Genomic DNA, 16,738 nt, shown 5'->3' with positions numbered 1-16,738 from the left:
GCCACGCGCATGCTGGCCTGGCGTGCGACCTCAGAACAGTCACCGTCGCAGTAGATCTGGCCGCGGTCGCAACGGCGGCAAACGACGACCTGCGCCCGGCAGCGGGCGCACACAAACAGGCGGCCGGTGGCCGGCATCGGCAATCCCCGTCAATGCCGAAACGCTATCGACGGGACTGGTAGGTCGTGCCATACTGGCCCGGCACCCGTGCCCCATGCGCGTGTGGGGCTCGACATCGGAGTGAACTTGGCGGTTTGAGCCGGTGTCGGGCCTGTTTCTTCGGCGGTAAGCCTTCTTCTACCGCATCCCGACTTCAGCGTCACCACTTCCTGAAACGAGCCGCGTCGGGTGCGTCTGCACTCGCCCTACGGGCTCCTTCCGACGCACCCGGTAGCGCCTCCCCCTCTTCGCGCAAACCATTCCCAAACCGCTCAGCAGAGCATGACCATTCCGCATTTCTGATCGATGCCGCCGTTTAGTGTCGGCTTCTCACAGCCGTTCACACCTTGTCACCTTTGCCAAGCACCTCCAGCCACCACCGTTCGTGCCCCTCGTTGTCACGTCGGCAGAAAAACTTGCCCATCGTGTTGCCGCCGACCTCCGAAATGCGCAGGCCGCCCAGGTAGAGCAGGGTAAAAAGCCATCGGGCGCGCCAGTAACGCTCCTGTTCCCGATCGCTGTCACGGGGCAGCCCGTCGATAAAGACCTTGACCTCCTGCCAGAGGTCGCGCTCGAGGTATCGGGTGATGCGAGGCGCCTGACGGCGGGACCGCTGGCGCGTTAGCGACAGTGGATTGCCGGCCAGGTAGCCAGCTTCGACGAGCCACGCAAACAGCGCATTGAGGATCACCATCGCCTGGCGCTGGCTTGAGACTGCCAGAGGCCCGTAGAACGGGCGCCAGCGTGGATCGGGACGCGGGAACTTGCGCCCGCCATCCGACACCCAGCGCGAACGCGGTTGTGGATCCCCCAGGAATAGCCTGTAGGCGAGCAGATCCTCGTGCGTGAGCGATGACAAAGGCTTGCCCAGCTGCACGATGGACCACAACAGGAGCCGTTCAGCTTCCTTGCGGTAGTTTTCGAAAGTGGTCTTCGTGTCGACGACACGTGCGAGCCACGCGCGGATCGCGTTCAGGTCGTCTGCCGCAATGATCTGCTTGCGACCGTTCGCCCGGTTGACGCCGTGGCGACCGTCAAGGTCGGGCGGCAGGTCGAGCGCATCGAGCGGGCGGGGCGCGATCAGGGTCGTCGTCATGGTTTGAACGTGGATCGGTGGGAACACATGTCACACCGCGATTGTCGCACGCGTGGAAGAGCCGTTGACACTACAGTCACGATGCCTAAAAACCAATGAAAAGTAATGCCGTGCAGCGAACGAGCAGATATCAACTTGTTCCACATCAGTGTGATGCGCCGCTGAACAGAATTCACACACGGCGCCTGCTGGTCTTCCGCTAAGTCAACTCCTGCAATTCATGCGTGCGGCCAGCGATGGGCTGCAGCATGCCTGACTCCACTCAGTCCGCCGAGTGGCCGCCCATCCGCTTGCCACGGACAGTGGCCGCGAGCGAGCGGTCACCGTCCGATCTTCATTGCTGTATTTCCCCCGGGATTTTTTGGACCCGGGGTCTCTACCACCAGAGCAACGAGACCTCGCGCTACGGCACGAGCACCCGCAACAACAATAAGCCTCGTTTAGGGAATGATTCCCTGCTGCTTGGCCAATCGTACCGCCGCGGTTTTCCGATGCACGCCGAGTTTTTCGAAAATCCGTCTCCAGTACCATTTGATCGTACTTTGGGCCAGACCCAAAGCTAGCGCGATCTCATCGTTTCCATAATTCTTGGAAGTTAAGTCAAGTATTTGCCTCTCTCTGTCAGATAGAAAAGCTGACTGTTCGAGAGTTTGCGCAGTCGCATCAAGAACAATCTGATCCGGCGAACTGTCTCGGCCGAACGCGTGTTGTAAGCGGCGGAAGTACTCGAAAGTTGCCGGGGCCACGGGGGCCGCAGCCGCGGCAATCTCCTCGATAATCTTCGCGACAATGGGGCCCTCGTCCAGGAAGCTCTGAACAAATGGGCTTCTGGAGCCCCACTCCAGCGCATCGAGCATGCTGCGACGCCCGGCGGAAACCTCTCCAGAGCGGTATTGCAGCTTTGCAAGGAGGATCGATAGCCGTATCGCGGAGCGCAGACACCGTCGGTCTCGCGTCCAACTGACCCATCGGCGGACAAGTGCGATGGCTTGCGGCAAGTTTCCCTTCTCTCCCTCGATGCGTGCCGTGGCGATAGCGAACTGTTCCTTCGTCGTGTCAACGTGTCCCGACGGCGAAACGTCCTGGAGTCCTTTCGCATATCGCTGGTTCGATGCAAAGAGTTCAGCTTCGCGAAGCTGCCGGGCTGCGATAAGAAGGCGCACTCGCTCAGCGAGAACATGAGCATGGAGTCGCGGCATCTTGTATCGATCGGCAATGAGGGTGGCCGCGTCCAGAGCAGCGTGCGCCGCTTGATCATTTCCGTCGGACATGGCGAGACGCGCTGTGGTCAATTGTCTGGCAATAACCGAGTCGGGTATTCCGAATACTGGCGAAAGATCAGCGCATTCATCTATCAACGTTCGCGCTTCCTCCAGCTCGCCTTTTTCGTAGAGTATCTGCGCGAGTTGCGTGCTGGGCATCGCCGAAAGCAGCGAGTGCTCACCGTGAAGTCGACTGGCTAACTCGTGAGCTTGCCGCAAGGATTTTTCAGCTAGACCTAGTTCGCCGCGCATGAAGTAGGTCCCGCCTACCACAGTATCCAGGAAGACGTTTCCATAGACGGCCCGCCCCTCAGCAAGTTCTCGACGAATGTCATCCGACTCGGCCTGCGTCAAATCGCAGACGTAGTGTTCGCGACGAGCCAACATCATGGCCGTAGCGATTGATGCGCTCATGAAGTGATCCCTGCGGCCGAACGTTGTGTTCCAGGCGGTACCGGCGGTCTCGATGTCGTTAAGGTCATCGGTGAAGACCTTGAGCATGATGTTGCGATGCTCAAGTTTTGCATGGAGATTTACGGCGGCCTCAGGCGGAGCAGGGCGCACCTCTGCTTCATCGGAACGCTGAAGGTCGCGCGTCAACTGCGACCGGACGTTGCTGATTTCCTCGCGTGCCTCCTCGAATCGCCACTGAATTTCGTTTGTCCATGCCAGTTCGAGCTGAAGACGCGGCAGTCTGTTCAAGATAGCTGCAGGAAGCCTTGAAGCCAGAGAATGCAAGGTCGACGCCTGCCCTGCAGCAAACAAAGTTGTGCTGGCAGTGTCCAGGAGGTCGCCGGCACGGTCCAGGTCGCCGCATGCAAACGCGTGTCGTATGGCGTCCGTGATGTGTCCGCGACTCTCCAGCCAGGTGCACGCGCGTCTGTGATATTCAGGCATCACTGCATCGCAGGAGCTATCCGGCAAACGTTTACGCAAGAGTTCAGAAAACAGATGATGGTACCGATACCAAATCCTCTCCCTGTCGAGAGAAAATAGAAACATGTTCTGCGACTCGAGCCGGTCAATTCTCGACCGACTGTCTTTCCGCAACAGGACGGCATCCGCCAGTTCTGCGGTGAACCTGTCAAGTATGGAGGTGGCGATCAGAAACTCGTGCATGTCATCGGGCAGTGACTTGACAACTTCCTCCATGAGGAAATCACCCACGTCGCGACCCGCACCGGTGAACTCCCTTATAAAGGCTTCGGTGTCGCCCGTGCTCTGTATCGCAAACGCCGCGAGTTGCAGGCTGACGACCCATCCTTCCGTCTTTTCATGAAGTCGCTTCACTTGATCTGGCGATACACAAATCCCGCCAGCAGCGTCAATCAAGGCAGTTGTTTCTTCGCTTGAAAACGCCAGGTCGTCGGTTGTGATCTCATGCAATTCCCCTAACGCGCGCAAACGCGGGATGGGCAGCTTCGGAATGTGACGCGCGGCAACAATAACGTGCAGTCGGTTGAGGGAAGCAAGCAGGATCGCACTGGTAAGCTCGAGAACGTCGGGGTGCTCGATGAGATGAAAATCGTCGAAGAATAAATATAGATCCTGCTTCAGGGAAGCTAACAGGTTCAGGAGCTCTGCCTTCAAGGTAGCGGCAGGCGGAAGGTAACCTGCGCTCACGCCTTGCAAAGCAACAAGACTCTGGAATGTATTGCGTTCACCAAGGGCGGCGCTAACCGCTTTCCACAAATGCGCGAAGAACCGCATCAGATCATTGTCGTCCTGGTCAATGCTGATCCATGCGACCGGGTAGCGTTGCACCGCGAGGCTTTCGATGACCTGGCCAAGCAGACTGGTCTTGCCATAGCCAGCCGGCGCTGTAATCAGGACAAGCCGACACAGCCGGTGCTGGCTGAATTCGCGCATAAGCCTTTCGCGCTTCAGTAACTCACGCTTCTGCGTTGGGGGCAGGAGCTTGGTGTCGATCGTCGATAGGCCGGTGATCTCCGGTAACTGCATTCATGTCTCCAGTCGCACGTTCGGCTTCAAAGGCTATGACTTCCTTCGGCCGTCCGTGCAATCTGCCCCTTAATATTTCGCGCTAGTGTCTTGCGGGCTCTCAGACACAGGCGGGCTTGAAGACGGCAATTGATTCTGGACCTGCTTCCACACAGCGACAAGCCGGGCCTGGACGGCCTGCCCGCGTTACGACCGACGGGAGTACCAGCAGTTGCCATCACCGCACCGGTGACAGCTTCGAAGCCGCGGTTCGACCGTCTTTCCAAGTGTGAGACGGAACTCGTCAACAGGCGCGAACGATCTCACAGGCGTCGCCATCGATGCAAGCCTCTTACAGCGGGGCTCCTCGTCATCGGGTTTTTCCTGGTCTGCGTATCGGGAGCACCCTCCCCAACGGAGGGAGCGGGACCTGATTCGCTTTTATAGACTTGCCATCAAGCAAGCACGAAAGGCCGGTGACGGTTACCACCGCCCAAATCTAAATGGAGACAAACATGTTCCTTCGGAATAGCTGGTACTGCGCGGGCTGGGATTATGAAGTGAGCCAGGGGAAGAGTGCGTTGCTGAGCCGTCGTATCGCCGGTGAACCCCTGGTGTTATATCGCAAGCCCGACGGCGCGGTGGTGGCGATGGAGGACCGTTGCTGCCACAGGCAGGCGCCGCTTCATCTTGGGCAGAAAGAGGGTGATTCGATTCGATGCATGTATCACGGAATGAAGTTCGGTCCGGACGGCGTGTGCACCGAAATCCCCGGCCAGGAACGAATCCCCGAAAAAGCGTGCGTACGGACGTTTCCCGTGGTCGAGAAACACAACTGGATCTGGGTATGGATGGGCGATCCGGCGAAGGCGGACCCGGAACTGATCTGCTTTGCCGTCGGCCCGAGTGATCCGCAGTGGAACATCAAGACGTCCAAGGTCAGTGTAAACGCGAACTACCGTCTCGAGATCGCAAACCTGATGGACCTGAGCCATCTCACATGGGTCCATCGCAATACCTTCGGCGGTACCGACGGGTACACAAAAGTACGCCCCGAACACGCTATTACGCCTCGCGGGGTCGACTCCAAATTCTGGGTTCGTAGTGTTCCCGCGCCGGTCTTTGCTCAACATCTCTTTCCGCCCGACATGCTCTTCGACCTGAACTTCGAGGTGCAGATGACGGTACCGTGCAATTTTATTCTGCATTTTCAGGTATGGACCGCGGGCTCGGCAACCGAGGGACCCTCGGACGGCAACCTGGTACTCGACAGCTACACCTGCCAGGCGATTACGCCTCGCGACGAAGATTGGGTGGACTACTACTACTCGTGGGGTTCAAACGTGTCAACGGATGGCCCGGGCATGAGCGACATGCTGTACGAGGCGGTCAACGCCGCGTTTGTTGAAGACAAGGAGATGCTGGAAGGTCAGCATCGCAACATGAAAGATCGGCGCGATGCCAGAGAGGTCAGCATTGTTCATGACGCCGGCCCTGGCAAGATGTTGTGGGTTCTTGACAACCTGCTGAAGAAAGAAGCGGCGGAATCACTTGAAACGACAGAGCTGGCATGACCGCTCGCGCAGCACCTTGGCGAATCGGTTGAACAACAGAATATCGGCGAGACAATGAATCGTTCCCAACTGGAAATGGTGCAGACACTTCTGACAGAGTTCCGCGGTCGTCCAACCGGATCGCTGCAGGATCTTCGGCACGCTGTAGATGAGCGAAACCGGCAATTTCCCTTGCCGGAGGCAATGCGGTTCGACCGGGTAGAAGTCGCACGCATCGACAAGCCCGCGTTGCAGATGATTCAGGGCACACCCTCGAGCGGAGGCCAGCGCGAAGTCATGCTCTATCTGCACGGTGGCGGGTTTGTACTTGGCGATGCGGAAGGGTTTAGGGGTCTGGCCGGCGCAGTCGCGGAGGGCGCCAAGGCGCGGGTTCTCATTGTCGATTACCGGTTGGCGCCAGAAAGTCCATATCCTGCCGCGGTCGAGGATGCAGCCGACGCCTATGAATGGTTGTTGAGTAACGGCACGCCTGCATCGGCTGTTGTGATGGCTGGCGACTCTGCCGGTGCGTGCCTGGTCCTGGCGGCGCTTTCAGTGGCGCGTAATAGGGATCTGCCGATGCCCGCCGCTGCCGTCCTGTTTTCGCCATGGATTGACCTTTCGCTACAGGGAAATACGGTGGTGTCCAAGCAGGCTGAGGATCTGATGCTCGATTCCCAGATGCTGCTGGGGTGCGTGCAAGCCTACCTAGGTGGTGCAGCGGTTTCAGATCCACTTGCGTCGCCACTTGGCGCCGATTTTGGGGGCTTTCCACCGCTCCTTATCCAGGCAGGATCCGCCGAGATCCTGCTTGATGACTCCATTCGGTTGGCTTCCCGGGCCGGAGCGCAAGGCGTAGCGGTTTGTCTCGAGGTCTGGCCAAAAATGCCGCACGTATGGCATTCGTTCGCACCCGTTCTCGAGGAAGGCTGGCGAGCGATTCGCGGAGCGTCCGCTTTCCTGCGCAGACATCTCAATGATGCGCGAGAACGTCTCGACGCTAGGCAACATTAACCCGTGGAGTTCCGACCAGTCGGCTAACGGGCTGCGGTCTTGATTCACCCGGGGAACAGACTTTCTTATCCGAGGCACGTTATGGGAACACCGAGCGACACCTTCGAACTTATCGGCCTGGACGCTGCTTACTGGGCATGTGCCGATCGTCGCAATGACACCGACGCGGGCACTCTTTTCACCGAGAACGGAACACTGCAGCTTGGCTCGATGGAACTGAATGGACGCCGGGCGATTCAGGAATTCTTCGCTGCGCGCAACGAAGACAACGTGCGAACCAAGCGACAGACACGACATGTCGTAAGCGGACTCGATGTAAGCGTTCATGACGCCGAACACGCAACCCTTACCTCTGTCCTGGTCGTGTTTGCGGGGCATGGAGAGCTACCGATCGCCTCGGACCTCCCGTCGACGATTGCCGACGTCAGCGACGTGTGTATCAGGGGTCCCGAAGGGGAATGGTTGTTTGAGCGTCGCAGTATCCACCCGATCTTTGTCGGGCCGGGAGCGGCGAAGTTTGCTCGTTAGAAATGACAGTAACGGAGACTGAGATGATCAATCAGGAAAACACCAGCCAAAACGGACAGGGCTATCTGGCCTGCGTTCCGCACGTGCCGTTGGTTACGGTTCAAGGGCGCCAGGCCAATCGGGACTTCTGGGAAGTCTATGACGAGCGGGTCCGGGAATTCAAGGAGTTCGATCCCGAGCTGGTAATCGTCTTCGGGGGTGACCATTACGATGGCATCCATCTGAACCTGATGCCGCAATTTGTCGTCGGACAGATTGCCACAGCGCTCAACGATTGCGGCGGCTACCCTGGTCGGCTCGATATTCCGCGCGACGTGGCATCGGCCGCCGCAGCACATCTGGTAGAGCGGGACTTTGACGTTGCCACGTCGTATGCAATGGAAGTCGACCACGGTTTCTCCAATGTGCTCCATCATTTTCTCGGCGAACTGGACGCGAAGCCTGTGTTGCCTGTTCACATCAACACCATTGCCGACCCACGTCCGACGTTTCGGCGTTGCCGCCAGATTGGCGCGGAAATCGGCCGGTTTGCACGAACGCTGAATAAACGGGTCGCATTTCTCGGCTCAGGCGGTCTCTCGCATCAGACCGACTTTATCTTCCCTCAATACGACACGGCTCCGACCGACGTCGTCCGCGACTACATTGTATCGGGCGGCAAGCGAGGGACCCTGTCGCGCGAGAAGTGGATGGCCGACATCGGCACCGGGATGGATAAACTCAGTGGCCAACTGCTCGACGGGAGCTTCCACGCGTCCTGGATCAACGAAGACTGGGATAAGGAATTTCTCACTGCATTGACAGGCGGCGACCTCACAGTCTTCGACACCTGGACCGACGCGGATGTCCTCAAGGCGGCGGGCTACGGCGGAAGTGAAATCAGGCAATGGATCGCGGCTGTCGCGGCCGCCCAGGAATTTGACGACCGCTCAACGTTGACCGTGGACTTCTACTCGCCGAACACCACCCTCGCTGTCGGCGTCGGTATCGTGCACGCCCGCTGATCCGAAAAGCGCCGGCAGACTGGTCGCGGTGACTCGATTTTTCTCGGATGTCCATTAGCGAAATCGATCCCCGTGGCTTAGCAATCTGAGGAGCAAATTGTGTCCGATAACTCAAGACAGGTCCCGAAGGTCTTGCTCCTCCATGGCTGGGGAGGATCTTACGACAAGGTATGGCGCGCGACTGGTTTCATAACCAGGCTGGAGGCCGCGGGCATGGAACCTATCGCTGTCGACCTGCCGGGCCATGGACGCTCCAGGCATTCAAGTGACCCTGCCGACTATGCAGACCTCGCAAAATCGGTGGTCCTGGACTTGCCAGAAACCGGGGCAATGTACGGCATTGGCTATTCGCTCGGCGGGAAGCTCCTGCTCGAAATCGAAAGGCGCTCACCGGGAAGGTTCAGCCGACTGGTGCTCGCCGGGGTGGGCGGTAACGTATTTGCCCCCGAAAAGCTGGGCGACGTGGTCGCATCTGCACTGGAGCAGGGCGTTACGCAAGACACCCCTGCAGGTATCAAAGCGCTTGTCGAATACGCTATTTCAGCGGGTAACGACCCGCTGTCGGTTGCCGCATGCCTGCGTCGGTCGCCAAACCCGGTGCTGTCTTCCCAGGCCATTTCCAGCGTCGACTGCGAAACGCTGCTTGTCTGCGGAGATCGCGATTCAATTGCGCTTCCACTTGAACCTCTGGCCGAGGTTCTTCCGCGATGCCAGGTTGAACTGGTGCCGGGCGTGGATCACCTTCACCTGCCTGAGTCGGATGTTTTCCAGCGCGCGGCGCTCACCTTTCTTGCTGCCTGACGTTTTTTCCGATCGGTCGACCCTTGAGTTACGAGCTGAAAATGAACAAAGTAATCATCACCTGCGCGGTTACAGGCTCTATCCATACCCCTTCAATGTCGCCATATCTGCCAGTCACGCCTGAGCAGATCGCTACATCCGCAATTGAGGCAGCGCAGGCCGGCGCCGCGATGGTGCATCTTCACGCCCGGGACCCCCGCGATGGACGCCCCACCCAGGATCCGGAAATGTTCCGTCAGTTTCTGCCGCAGATTAGCGCGGCTAGCGATGTGATCATCAATCTGACTACTGGGGGGGCTCCGACGATGTCCGTCGAAGAGCGCCTGCAACCTGCATTGCAACTGAAGCCCGAGGTCGCTTCATTGAACATGGGCTCAATGAATTTTGGCCTGTATCCGATGCTCAATCGGTTTAAGGAGTTCCAGCACGACTGGGAGCGTCCGTATCTGGAGGGAAGCAACGATCGCATCTTCCGGAACACATTCAAGGATATCGAGTTCATCCTCGGGTCATGTCGCGACAACGATACCCGATTCGAGATTGAGTGCTATGACATCGGTCACCTTTACGTGGCAGCGCACTTCATTGAACGGGGACTTCTCGAGCCGCCAGTCTTCATTCAGTCGGTCTTCGGCATTCTTGGCGGCATCGGGGCTCATGCAGAAGACGTGCTGCAAATGAAACGGACGGCTGATCGCCTCTTCGGTCACGACTACGTCTGGTCAGTGCTTGGAGCGGGGGCGCATCAGATGCGCATGTGCGCCCTCTCGGCGTCGATGGGTGGCAACTGTCGCGTCGGGCTGGAGGACTCGTTGTGGGCGGGGCGAGGTCAATTGGCCCAGACGAATGCAGAACAGGTCAGGCGGGTGAAAACCATCATTGAAGCTCTTTCGCTGGAAGTCGCGACTCCGGAGGAGGCCCGAGGTCTTTTGCGACTGAAGGGACGCAATCGGGTGGGATTCTAGATCTGGAGATCGTCCAGGGCGCCAGATACCGCAACGCCTGTTCCACCACGGGAAGGTATTTAAGTAAATCAGGAATGCGAATCATGTCGGACGGAAATATTACGGTTAGGGTGGTAAAGAAACTGATGGAGGCCGATGGGATCGCCAGTTTCGAACTGGCGCCGGCGAGCGACGATCGACTGCCACCGTTCAGTGCCGGATCTCACATCGATGTACATCTTCCGAATAACATGGTCCGGCAATATTCCCTCTGCAATTCGCCGGCAGAGAATCATCGCTATCTGATCGCGGTGCTCCGTGATCCAAAAACGCGGGGTGGGTCCTCCTGCATGCATGACGCTGTGAACGAAGGTCAGGTTCTGGAGATCAGCAAGCCAAAAAATCTTTTCGAATTGAAGCGTGATGCGAAGAAAACAATCCTGATTGCGGGTGGGATCGGAGTGACCCCGATTCTCTGTATGGCCCACCGACTTGCGATTGTCGGGGCGGAATTCGAAATGCATTACGCGAGCCGTTCGCTGAGCCGAACGGCGTTTGTAGACCAGATTAACGCTTCGTCATTTTCTTCGAGAGTGCAATTGCATCTTGATGACGGTCCCAATGACCAGCAGTTCAACGCGGAAAGAGTCCTCGGTCGCCCCGAGTCGTCCACACACGCGTACGTGTGCGGACCAGGCGGATTCATCGAGCATGTCCTGGGAACCGCAAAGAAGCTCGGTTGGGCGGAGGAAAACCTGCACCGCGAATACTTTGCCGCCGCCGTGCCCACGGCAAATCAGAGCACAGGCACGTTTGAGGTCGAAATTGCCAGTACCGGAAAGGTGTTCGAAATTCCCGTCGAGAAGTCAGTTGTACAGGTTCTCGCAGAACATGGAATTGACATCCCCGTTTCCTGTGAGCAAGGGGTCTGCGGTACCTGTGTAACGCGAGTACTTGATGGTGATCCGGACCATCGGGACATGATCCTGACCGAAGCAGAACATCGCCAGAAGGATCGATTCACTCCGTGTTGCTCACGCTCAAAATCAGCTCGACTGATTCTGGATCTCTGACTGAGTCTATCAAACTGGAGAATCGCATCGGCATGCTGCAGCGGCGAACGTTCCTCGAAATCCGGTGCGCGGCAAATGGACGGGAATATGAAACAGATATTGAAGACGTGCAGGCGCGCAACAGCAGGGACAGTGACAGCTTTGCTGAAAGCGTTCGATCTTCGCGCGGTCAGAGATCAATGGGAGCTTTTGGGCAGCTTTCTCTGCGACGCTCTCTCGTACAGCGAATGCAGCTATCAATCGAGTCATCGTGCGGAAGGAGTTTGCGAAGGCTAATCAGGTAGTTACACAACACATCGGCGAACCACATCCTTTTGGGTGACAAGGCTCGATCGACTCATAAAAAATATGGAGACAGACATGAATCACCGAGTACCCAGAGGCATCAAACTCGCCCTATCGATGTGCGGCATGGGGGCGTTGAGCAGTACCGCGTTCGCCACAAATGGATCTTATCTCACTGCGAACGGTCCGTTCGCTTCTGGCATGGGTGGAGTATCAATCGCGTTACCCCAAGATACCACCGCAGCCGCGAACAACCCCGCCGGTATGGCTGAGCTAGGTGCCCGCTTCGATGTATATGGCCTTCTGCTGGTGACTCAGGCTGATGCCACGTTTGGCTCGACGGCTAACAAGTTCTATTCGCGAGGGATAGTCCCCGCGCCGGGGGGAGGAGTCAATTTTCAGATCGCTCCTCAATGGACGTTTGGCGTTTCAGTGACCGGCGCAGGTCTTGCCTCAAACTACGGTCAGCCGCTCTTACCGATCCCCGGAGCAGGCCCGGCAAAGGCAAGTCTCACCGTCGTGAACACCGCGCCGACGGTTACATACAAACCGTTGCCTAATCTCGCGATCGGCCTCTCGCTGGTTCTGGGGATCGAACAGTTTCGCGCAAACGGTGTTATCGGTGCGGGCCCTGACGGCATTCCTTTCGCCTTGCCGAGCCATGGTAATTCGTGGGCCGCGGGTATCGGCAGTGGGGTGGGCGTCTTGTGGACCCCTGTTCCGGCCGTGACGCTGGGGGCCTCCTACTACACCAAGACCTGGTTCAGTGCGCTGAGCGGGTACAAAAACGACCTTTTCGCACCAAGCCATGGACACGTGGACAGTCCGGCCCACTACGGTGCGGGCATCGCGGTGCGTCCACTCCCAGGACTGACGGTCGGTATGGATTACATGCGGATCGAATGGTCGAAAGCCGCGGGTTACAACATTGCATCGAGCTTCAACTGGCACGACCAGAATGTTTTCCGTTTTGGAGCCTCTTACGACTTGAGCGACCGTTGGACAGTTCGCGCAGGCTATAGCATGGCCAACAGCCACCTCGACTCTGATCATACGCTAGCCAACTTCTTCGCGAACGGAATCAACAATAAGGCGGTGACGCTTGGCGTTACCTATGCCATCGACAAGAGGAACCTCGTGACAGCGTCGCTCGAATATGACATCCCACGAACCATAGTAGGTACTGGGCCTAGCACGGGGACCAACATCAGCACGAATCTCCAGCTCTATACGATCGGCTACACACACAAATTCTGATTGGTTAGCAAGGTACGAAGTACCGCTGGCTCGATATAGACGACGCTGGTTCGAAGCAGCGGTGGAGAAAATGGATTGCGCTTGACACCGTAACTTCACTCGCACGCTCCAGCGACCTGATCCTGGGTTGAAATAGGGGAAGAACATGGTAATGGACACTACATCAAAACGGACGTTTCGCCGGACTTTCACATCCGGCGAGGTCCCCCTTTTTGGTACGTTTATAAAGACGCCTTCTTCACATTCAGTTGAAATCGTCGGTGAGCTCGGATACGACTTCGTCATCATTGATGCTGAACATGCGCCGTTCGACAGAGTCTCAGTTGACAGGACCTTGCTGGCTGCGAAAGCGGCGGGCACTAGTGCCTTGGTTCGCGTTCCGGTTGTAGCGTCTGAATATATTCTCGCAGCTCTTGATGATGGTGCGACTGGCATTCTCGCTCCCCATATATCTTCGGCGCGTGATGCGGCTCAACTTGTATCGTTGTGTCGGTACGCGGGCACGCGAGGGTACTCAAACTCGCCGCGGGCTGGTCGGTATGGTGGAAAAAGCATGTGGCAACACATCGACGATGCAGACGAAACCGTGACGGTCATCGCCATGATCGAGGACCCACCAGCCGTCGATCAGATCGACGAAATCCTAGGCATAGAAGGGCTCGACGGAATTTTCATTGGCCGCGGCGATCTTGCAGTGGCACTCGGCGACCGCGAACCGGGCACGCCGCGGGTAAAGGCCGCGACACACAGAGTAATCGAAGCCGCGCGCCGGTTGCGAAAACCGGTCTGCCTGCTGGCAACGGACGCGGATGAGGCGCTTGAGTTTCATGCTCTGGGCGTGTCGGCGTTTGTGATCTCGTCCGATCAGGGATTCATGCGAAGCGCCGCGAAACTCGCCCTGGGCGATTTTCAGGCTGCATGCAGGAACAACATCAGCAAATGACACCATCCACCGTTGAGGATGACCATGTACGATCAATCGGATCCCCGATCCACGCTCTCTTCAGGCGGCTCAACAGCGACAGACTTTGCGGCCGCTGAATATCTTCGGTTCTACGCTACGGAACCGCGGGAGAAATCCGAGTCAATGAAAGTCTGGTATGGAAGAGGCCAGAACTTCGTCGTGGCCTACGCGGAGGTGTTGGACGGCGCGAAATATGTCCGGCCGAAGCAACCGGATGAGTACGTCATCCTGATTCCTGACGCGGCGACATCGATCGAAGTGACCTGGGCAGGGAAAACGAGCAAGGTAGCGGGGAACTCGATAGTCTTTGTCCCCGCCGGAGATAGCGTGATCCGAGCCACGGCGCCCGGTCGCCTCGTCATGATGTTCACGGCGGCTAGTGAAGATCTGTGCGAGAAATCTGCGAACGCAAAGGCGTATCGCTCGGCCCATCCCAACATCCCACCGTTCGCGCCGTGGCCAGATCCCCCCGAAGGGTTCATGGTCCGCCAATATAGTCTCGATGTTCCGGACCAGCCCGGGCGGTTTGGGCGAATCTGGCGATGCACCACTTTCATGGTGAACGTATTACCAACTCAACATGGACCGCGGGATATAACGAAGCTGTCTCCGCATTTCCACGATTCGTTCGAGCAGGGATCGTTAGCGCTGGAAGGTTCGTTCACACATCATGTCCGTTGGCCATGGACGTCGAATCTGAATAGCTGGAGGGCTGACGACCACGAGTATTGCGGTGCTGCATCGCTGGCAGTCATCCCACCGCCTGCCATTCACACGTCACGTGGCATGTCCGAAGGAATCAACCAGCTGGTGGACATTTTCTCTCCACCGCGAATCGATTTCTCGCAAAAGGATGGTTGGGTGTTGAATGAAAACGACTATCCAATGATCGTCGCTCCATGACGATCGAGGCGTCGTCCGGTACCAGTCAGAAAACAGGCCGCAGTTTGAGACCCGAGTCAGGAAATTTTCAAGAAATGGACATTCGCAAAATCGCAGTGGTTGGCGCAGGAACGATGGGCCAGGGAATTGCACAGCAATGTGCGATTTGCGGCATTGACGTCATCCTCCTTGACGTGTCGGAAGTGGCATTACAGAAAGCATCGACCGCGATAGATCAGCGCCTTGTCTGGCTCGTCGAGCTGCAGAAAATAGACGGGGCGCGGCGCGACGAAGCTTACGGGCGGATTCGTTATAGCACTGACTACGAGTCCGCCGCGGCGGCGGATCTTTTCATTGAGGCCGCTACTGAAAATCTCACCGTTAAGTCGGCGATTCTGGGCAAGCTCGAAGCTGTGGCTTCGTCAGAGGCGTTGGTCGCAACCAATACATCTTCGCTTTCAATTACCCGGTTGGCATCTGTTCTGAAAGACCGGACGCGCTTTATCGGCATGCATTTTTTCAATCCGGTTACTGTCCTTCCGCTTGTTGAAGTAGTGCGGGGCTTGAGTACTTCCGATGCGACGCATTCGTCGGTTTTAGCGTTTTGCGAAAAGATCGGCAAGAAACCGATCTCCGTTCGAAACAGCCCCGGGTTCCTGGTCAATCGACTGCTCTGCCCGATGATAAACGAAGCCGTTTTTGCCCTTCAGGAAGGTGTGGCAACTGCGCAAGACATTGACCTCGGCATGAAGCTCGGATGCAACCAGCCCATTGGTCCCCTTGCGCTTGCGGATCTGATTGGCCTGGATACGCTGTTAGCGATTATGCAGGTACTGGCATCGGATTTCGGAGATCAGAAGTTCCGTCCGGCACAGCTGCTCATCGAGATGGTGGACGCCGGAAGGCTAGGCAGAAAAAGCGGCCAGGGGTTTTTCACGTACTGCTGATCACCGTCTGCGAATGCACAAAACCGTATTGCCGGGACAAGTCGTCCAGGATTGAAGAGAAAGAGTCCGTTTTGGGGTCGTCTTCGCGGTAATTGGAATTAAGGAGGATGCGATGAAGTTCGGAAGCGTGTACTACGAGGCCAGTCCTCGCATAGCCGTGCCCGTAGACAGTGAGAACGTAGCAATCCTTGGACGCAGTGGAGATGGTTGCCCGAATCGCATATCCGAGGTCATCGGTGCATGGTCTCATTCGCGATCGCGGTTCAGCGCAGTGCTGGCTGACGCCCCAGTCGTTAAGATGGATCGGCTGACGTGGCTCCCACCCGTTAGCGCTGAGACGAAAGTGATAAGCGTCGTTTTTGACAAGGCGCCGAATGGGGAACCGCGGACAACAGTCCTGATGAAGTCCACTTCGTCGCTGGTGGGGCATCTCGGAGCAGTTTGTATTAAGTCGTGGTACGGAAGAGTGTCTCCACGCCCTGCACTGGCAGTCGTCGTTGGCGCCTCGTATTCGGCCGGGACGACCGGGCATGTGCCGATTTTCGGCTATACCGTCATGAATGACATCATGGCGCCTGGAATGAGGAGCGCTGGGCGCTCGGAGAAAGCACCTGGCAAGCCCTGCGTGGCCAACCATGATATCGAAATATCAGCGCTATCCAACAGTGTCGACACCTTCGGGCCACTCGGGCCCTTCATTACAGTCGACGACCTTGACGTCGATCTGCGACAGGTGGCGGTGATCTCATCGATTGATGGTCGCGAGTGCTCGCGATGGTCCACCTGCGAGTTGCCAGTATCCATGTCGAGCATCCTGCAGTCGCTGTCCGCGGTAGTACGCCTGGACCCAGGCGATATCGTCGCGTTCAGCATGAACGACGGACGTTTCGATCGCGGCCGTGGAGAGGATCTGGCCGAGGCGTGTGGCGACGTAAGAGTCGGGATAGAGAATCTGTGTACCCTCGTCAACCCCGTAAGGCGTTGCTGAGGACTCCAGTCTCGAGGTGACGGAAAAACAATCTTCCGTA

General features: G+C 57.5%; 13 protein-coding genes and 1 pseudogene. 12 read left to right on the top strand and 2 right to left on the bottom strand.

Annotation, left to right across the window (positions count from 1 at the left end; genetic code table 11):
- Positions 1 to 505: 505 nt before the first annotated feature.
- Positions 506 to 1,255 (bottom strand): annotated as a pseudogene (locus tag HDG37_RS14195) (integrase); the annotation flags it as partial.
- Between the two features lie 440 nt (positions 1,256 to 1,695).
- On the bottom strand, positions 1,696 to 4,479 hold the full coding sequence (locus HDG37_RS14190) for a LuxR C-terminal-related transcriptional regulator (protein ID WP_184048409.1): 2,784 nt from the start codon (positions 4,477 to 4,479) through the stop codon (positions 1,696 to 1,698).
- A gap of 494 nt (positions 4,480 to 4,973) precedes the next feature.
- On the opposite strand from HDG37_RS14190, the gene HDG37_RS14185 reads away from it, so the two are divergent.
- From HDG37_RS14185 to HDG37_RS14130, 12 genes are all read left to right on the top strand, one after another.
- Positions 4,974 to 6,032: an aromatic ring-hydroxylating dioxygenase subunit alpha gene (locus HDG37_RS14185; protein ID WP_184048407.1), complete on the top strand. Its 1,059-nt coding sequence runs from the start codon at positions 4,974 to 4,976 to the stop codon at positions 6,030 to 6,032.
- Between the two features lie 54 nt (positions 6,033 to 6,086).
- Positions 6,087 to 7,025, top strand: coding sequence for an alpha/beta hydrolase (locus HDG37_RS14180; protein ID WP_184048404.1), 939 nt, complete (start codon positions 6,087 to 6,089; stop codon positions 7,023 to 7,025).
- Positions 7,026 to 7,106: 81 nt separating this feature from the next.
- Positions 7,107 to 7,553 (top strand): nuclear transport factor 2 family protein, encoded by a 447-nt coding sequence (locus tag HDG37_RS14175; protein WP_184048401.1) that lies wholly within the window; start codon positions 7,107 to 7,109, stop codon positions 7,551 to 7,553.
- Positions 7,554 to 7,576: 23 nt separating this feature from the next.
- Positions 7,577 to 8,557 carry a 3-carboxyethylcatechol 2,3-dioxygenase gene (locus tag HDG37_RS14170; protein ID WP_184048398.1) on the top strand — a complete coding sequence of 327 codons (981 nt, stop codon included), beginning with the start codon at positions 7,577 to 7,579 and terminating at the stop codon, positions 8,555 to 8,557.
- A 99-nt stretch (positions 8,558 to 8,656) separates the two neighbouring features.
- Positions 8,657 to 9,358, top strand: coding sequence for an alpha/beta fold hydrolase (locus HDG37_RS14165; RefSeq protein WP_184048395.1), 702 nt, complete (start codon positions 8,657 to 8,659; stop codon positions 9,356 to 9,358).
- A 41-nt stretch (positions 9,359 to 9,399) separates the two neighbouring features.
- The gene (locus HDG37_RS14160) at positions 9,400 to 10,323 is read left to right on the top strand and encodes a 3-keto-5-aminohexanoate cleavage protein (RefSeq protein ID WP_184048392.1); all 924 of its coding nucleotides are present in this window, start codon (positions 9,400 to 9,402) and stop codon (positions 10,321 to 10,323) included.
- A gap of 83 nt (positions 10,324 to 10,406) precedes the next feature.
- The gene (locus HDG37_RS14155) at positions 10,407 to 11,375 is read left to right on the top strand and encodes a PDR/VanB family oxidoreductase (RefSeq protein ID WP_184048389.1); all 969 of its coding nucleotides are present in this window, start codon (positions 10,407 to 10,409) and stop codon (positions 11,373 to 11,375) included.
- A gap of 360 nt (positions 11,376 to 11,735) precedes the next feature.
- Positions 11,736 to 12,917, top strand: coding sequence for an OmpP1/FadL family transporter (locus tag HDG37_RS14150; protein WP_184048385.1), 1,182 nt, complete (start codon positions 11,736 to 11,738; stop codon positions 12,915 to 12,917).
- A 145-nt stretch (positions 12,918 to 13,062) separates the two neighbouring features.
- Positions 13,063 to 13,860: an aldolase/citrate lyase family protein gene (locus HDG37_RS14145; protein WP_311541317.1), complete on the top strand. Its 798-nt coding sequence runs from the start codon at positions 13,063 to 13,065 to the stop codon at positions 13,858 to 13,860.
- A gap of 24 nt (positions 13,861 to 13,884) precedes the next feature.
- Positions 13,885 to 14,784, top strand: coding sequence for a hypothetical protein (locus HDG37_RS14140; protein WP_184048379.1), 900 nt, complete (start codon positions 13,885 to 13,887; stop codon positions 14,782 to 14,784).
- 74 nt (positions 14,785 to 14,858) lie between these two features.
- The gene (locus HDG37_RS14135) at positions 14,859 to 15,710 is read left to right on the top strand and encodes a 3-hydroxyacyl-CoA dehydrogenase NAD-binding domain-containing protein (protein WP_184048797.1); all 852 of its coding nucleotides are present in this window, start codon (positions 14,859 to 14,861) and stop codon (positions 15,708 to 15,710) included.
- A gap of 112 nt (positions 15,711 to 15,822) precedes the next feature.
- Positions 15,823 to 16,698 carry a fumarylacetoacetate hydrolase family protein gene (locus HDG37_RS14130; RefSeq protein ID WP_311541316.1) on the top strand — a complete coding sequence of 292 codons (876 nt, stop codon included), beginning with the start codon at positions 15,823 to 15,825 and terminating at the stop codon, positions 16,696 to 16,698.
- The last annotated feature ends 40 nt before the right edge of the window (positions 16,699 to 16,738 follow it).

Source organism: Paraburkholderia sp. MM5384-R2 (assembly GCF_014201025.1).
In the GTDB taxonomy this organism is placed as follows: domain Bacteria; phylum Pseudomonadota; class Gammaproteobacteria; order Burkholderiales; family Burkholderiaceae; genus Paraburkholderia; species Paraburkholderia tuberum.
Note: the sequence above shows the minus strand (reverse complement) of the source record. Positions and strands in the feature narration are given on the sequence as shown.

What these genes read in the sequence shown, in the direction of transcription:
- HDG37_RS14190 (WP_184048409.1), bottom strand. Translation starts at nt 4,479, where the DNA reads ATGCAGTTACCGGAGATCACCGGCCTATCGACGATCGACACCAAGCTC.
- HDG37_RS14185 (WP_184048407.1), top strand. Translation starts at nt 4,974, where the DNA reads ATGTTCCTTCGGAATAGCTGGTACTGCGCGGGCTGGGATTATGAAGTG.
- HDG37_RS14180 (WP_184048404.1), top strand. Translation starts at nt 6,087, where the DNA reads ATGAATCGTTCCCAACTGGAAATGGTGCAGACACTTCTGACAGAGTTC.
- HDG37_RS14175 (WP_184048401.1), top strand. Translation starts at nt 7,107, where the DNA reads ATGGGAACACCGAGCGACACCTTCGAACTTATCGGCCTGGACGCTGCT.
- HDG37_RS14170 (WP_184048398.1), top strand. Translation starts at nt 7,577, where the DNA reads ATGATCAATCAGGAAAACACCAGCCAAAACGGACAGGGCTATCTGGCC.
- HDG37_RS14160 (WP_184048392.1), top strand. Translation starts at nt 9,400, where the DNA reads ATGAACAAAGTAATCATCACCTGCGCGGTTACAGGCTCTATCCATACC.
- HDG37_RS14155 (WP_184048389.1), top strand. Translation starts at nt 10,407, where the DNA reads ATGTCGGACGGAAATATTACGGTTAGGGTGGTAAAGAAACTGATGGAG.
- HDG37_RS14150 (WP_184048385.1), top strand. Translation starts at nt 11,736, where the DNA reads ATGAATCACCGAGTACCCAGAGGCATCAAACTCGCCCTATCGATGTGC.
- HDG37_RS14145 (WP_311541317.1), top strand. Translation starts at nt 13,063, where the DNA reads ATGGTAATGGACACTACATCAAAACGGACGTTTCGCCGGACTTTCACA.
- HDG37_RS14140 (WP_184048379.1), top strand. Translation starts at nt 13,885, where the DNA reads ATGTACGATCAATCGGATCCCCGATCCACGCTCTCTTCAGGCGGCTCA.
- HDG37_RS14135 (WP_184048797.1), top strand. Translation starts at nt 14,859, where the DNA reads ATGGACATTCGCAAAATCGCAGTGGTTGGCGCAGGAACGATGGGCCAG.
- HDG37_RS14130 (WP_311541316.1), top strand. Translation starts at nt 15,823, where the DNA reads ATGAAGTTCGGAAGCGTGTACTACGAGGCCAGTCCTCGCATAGCCGTG.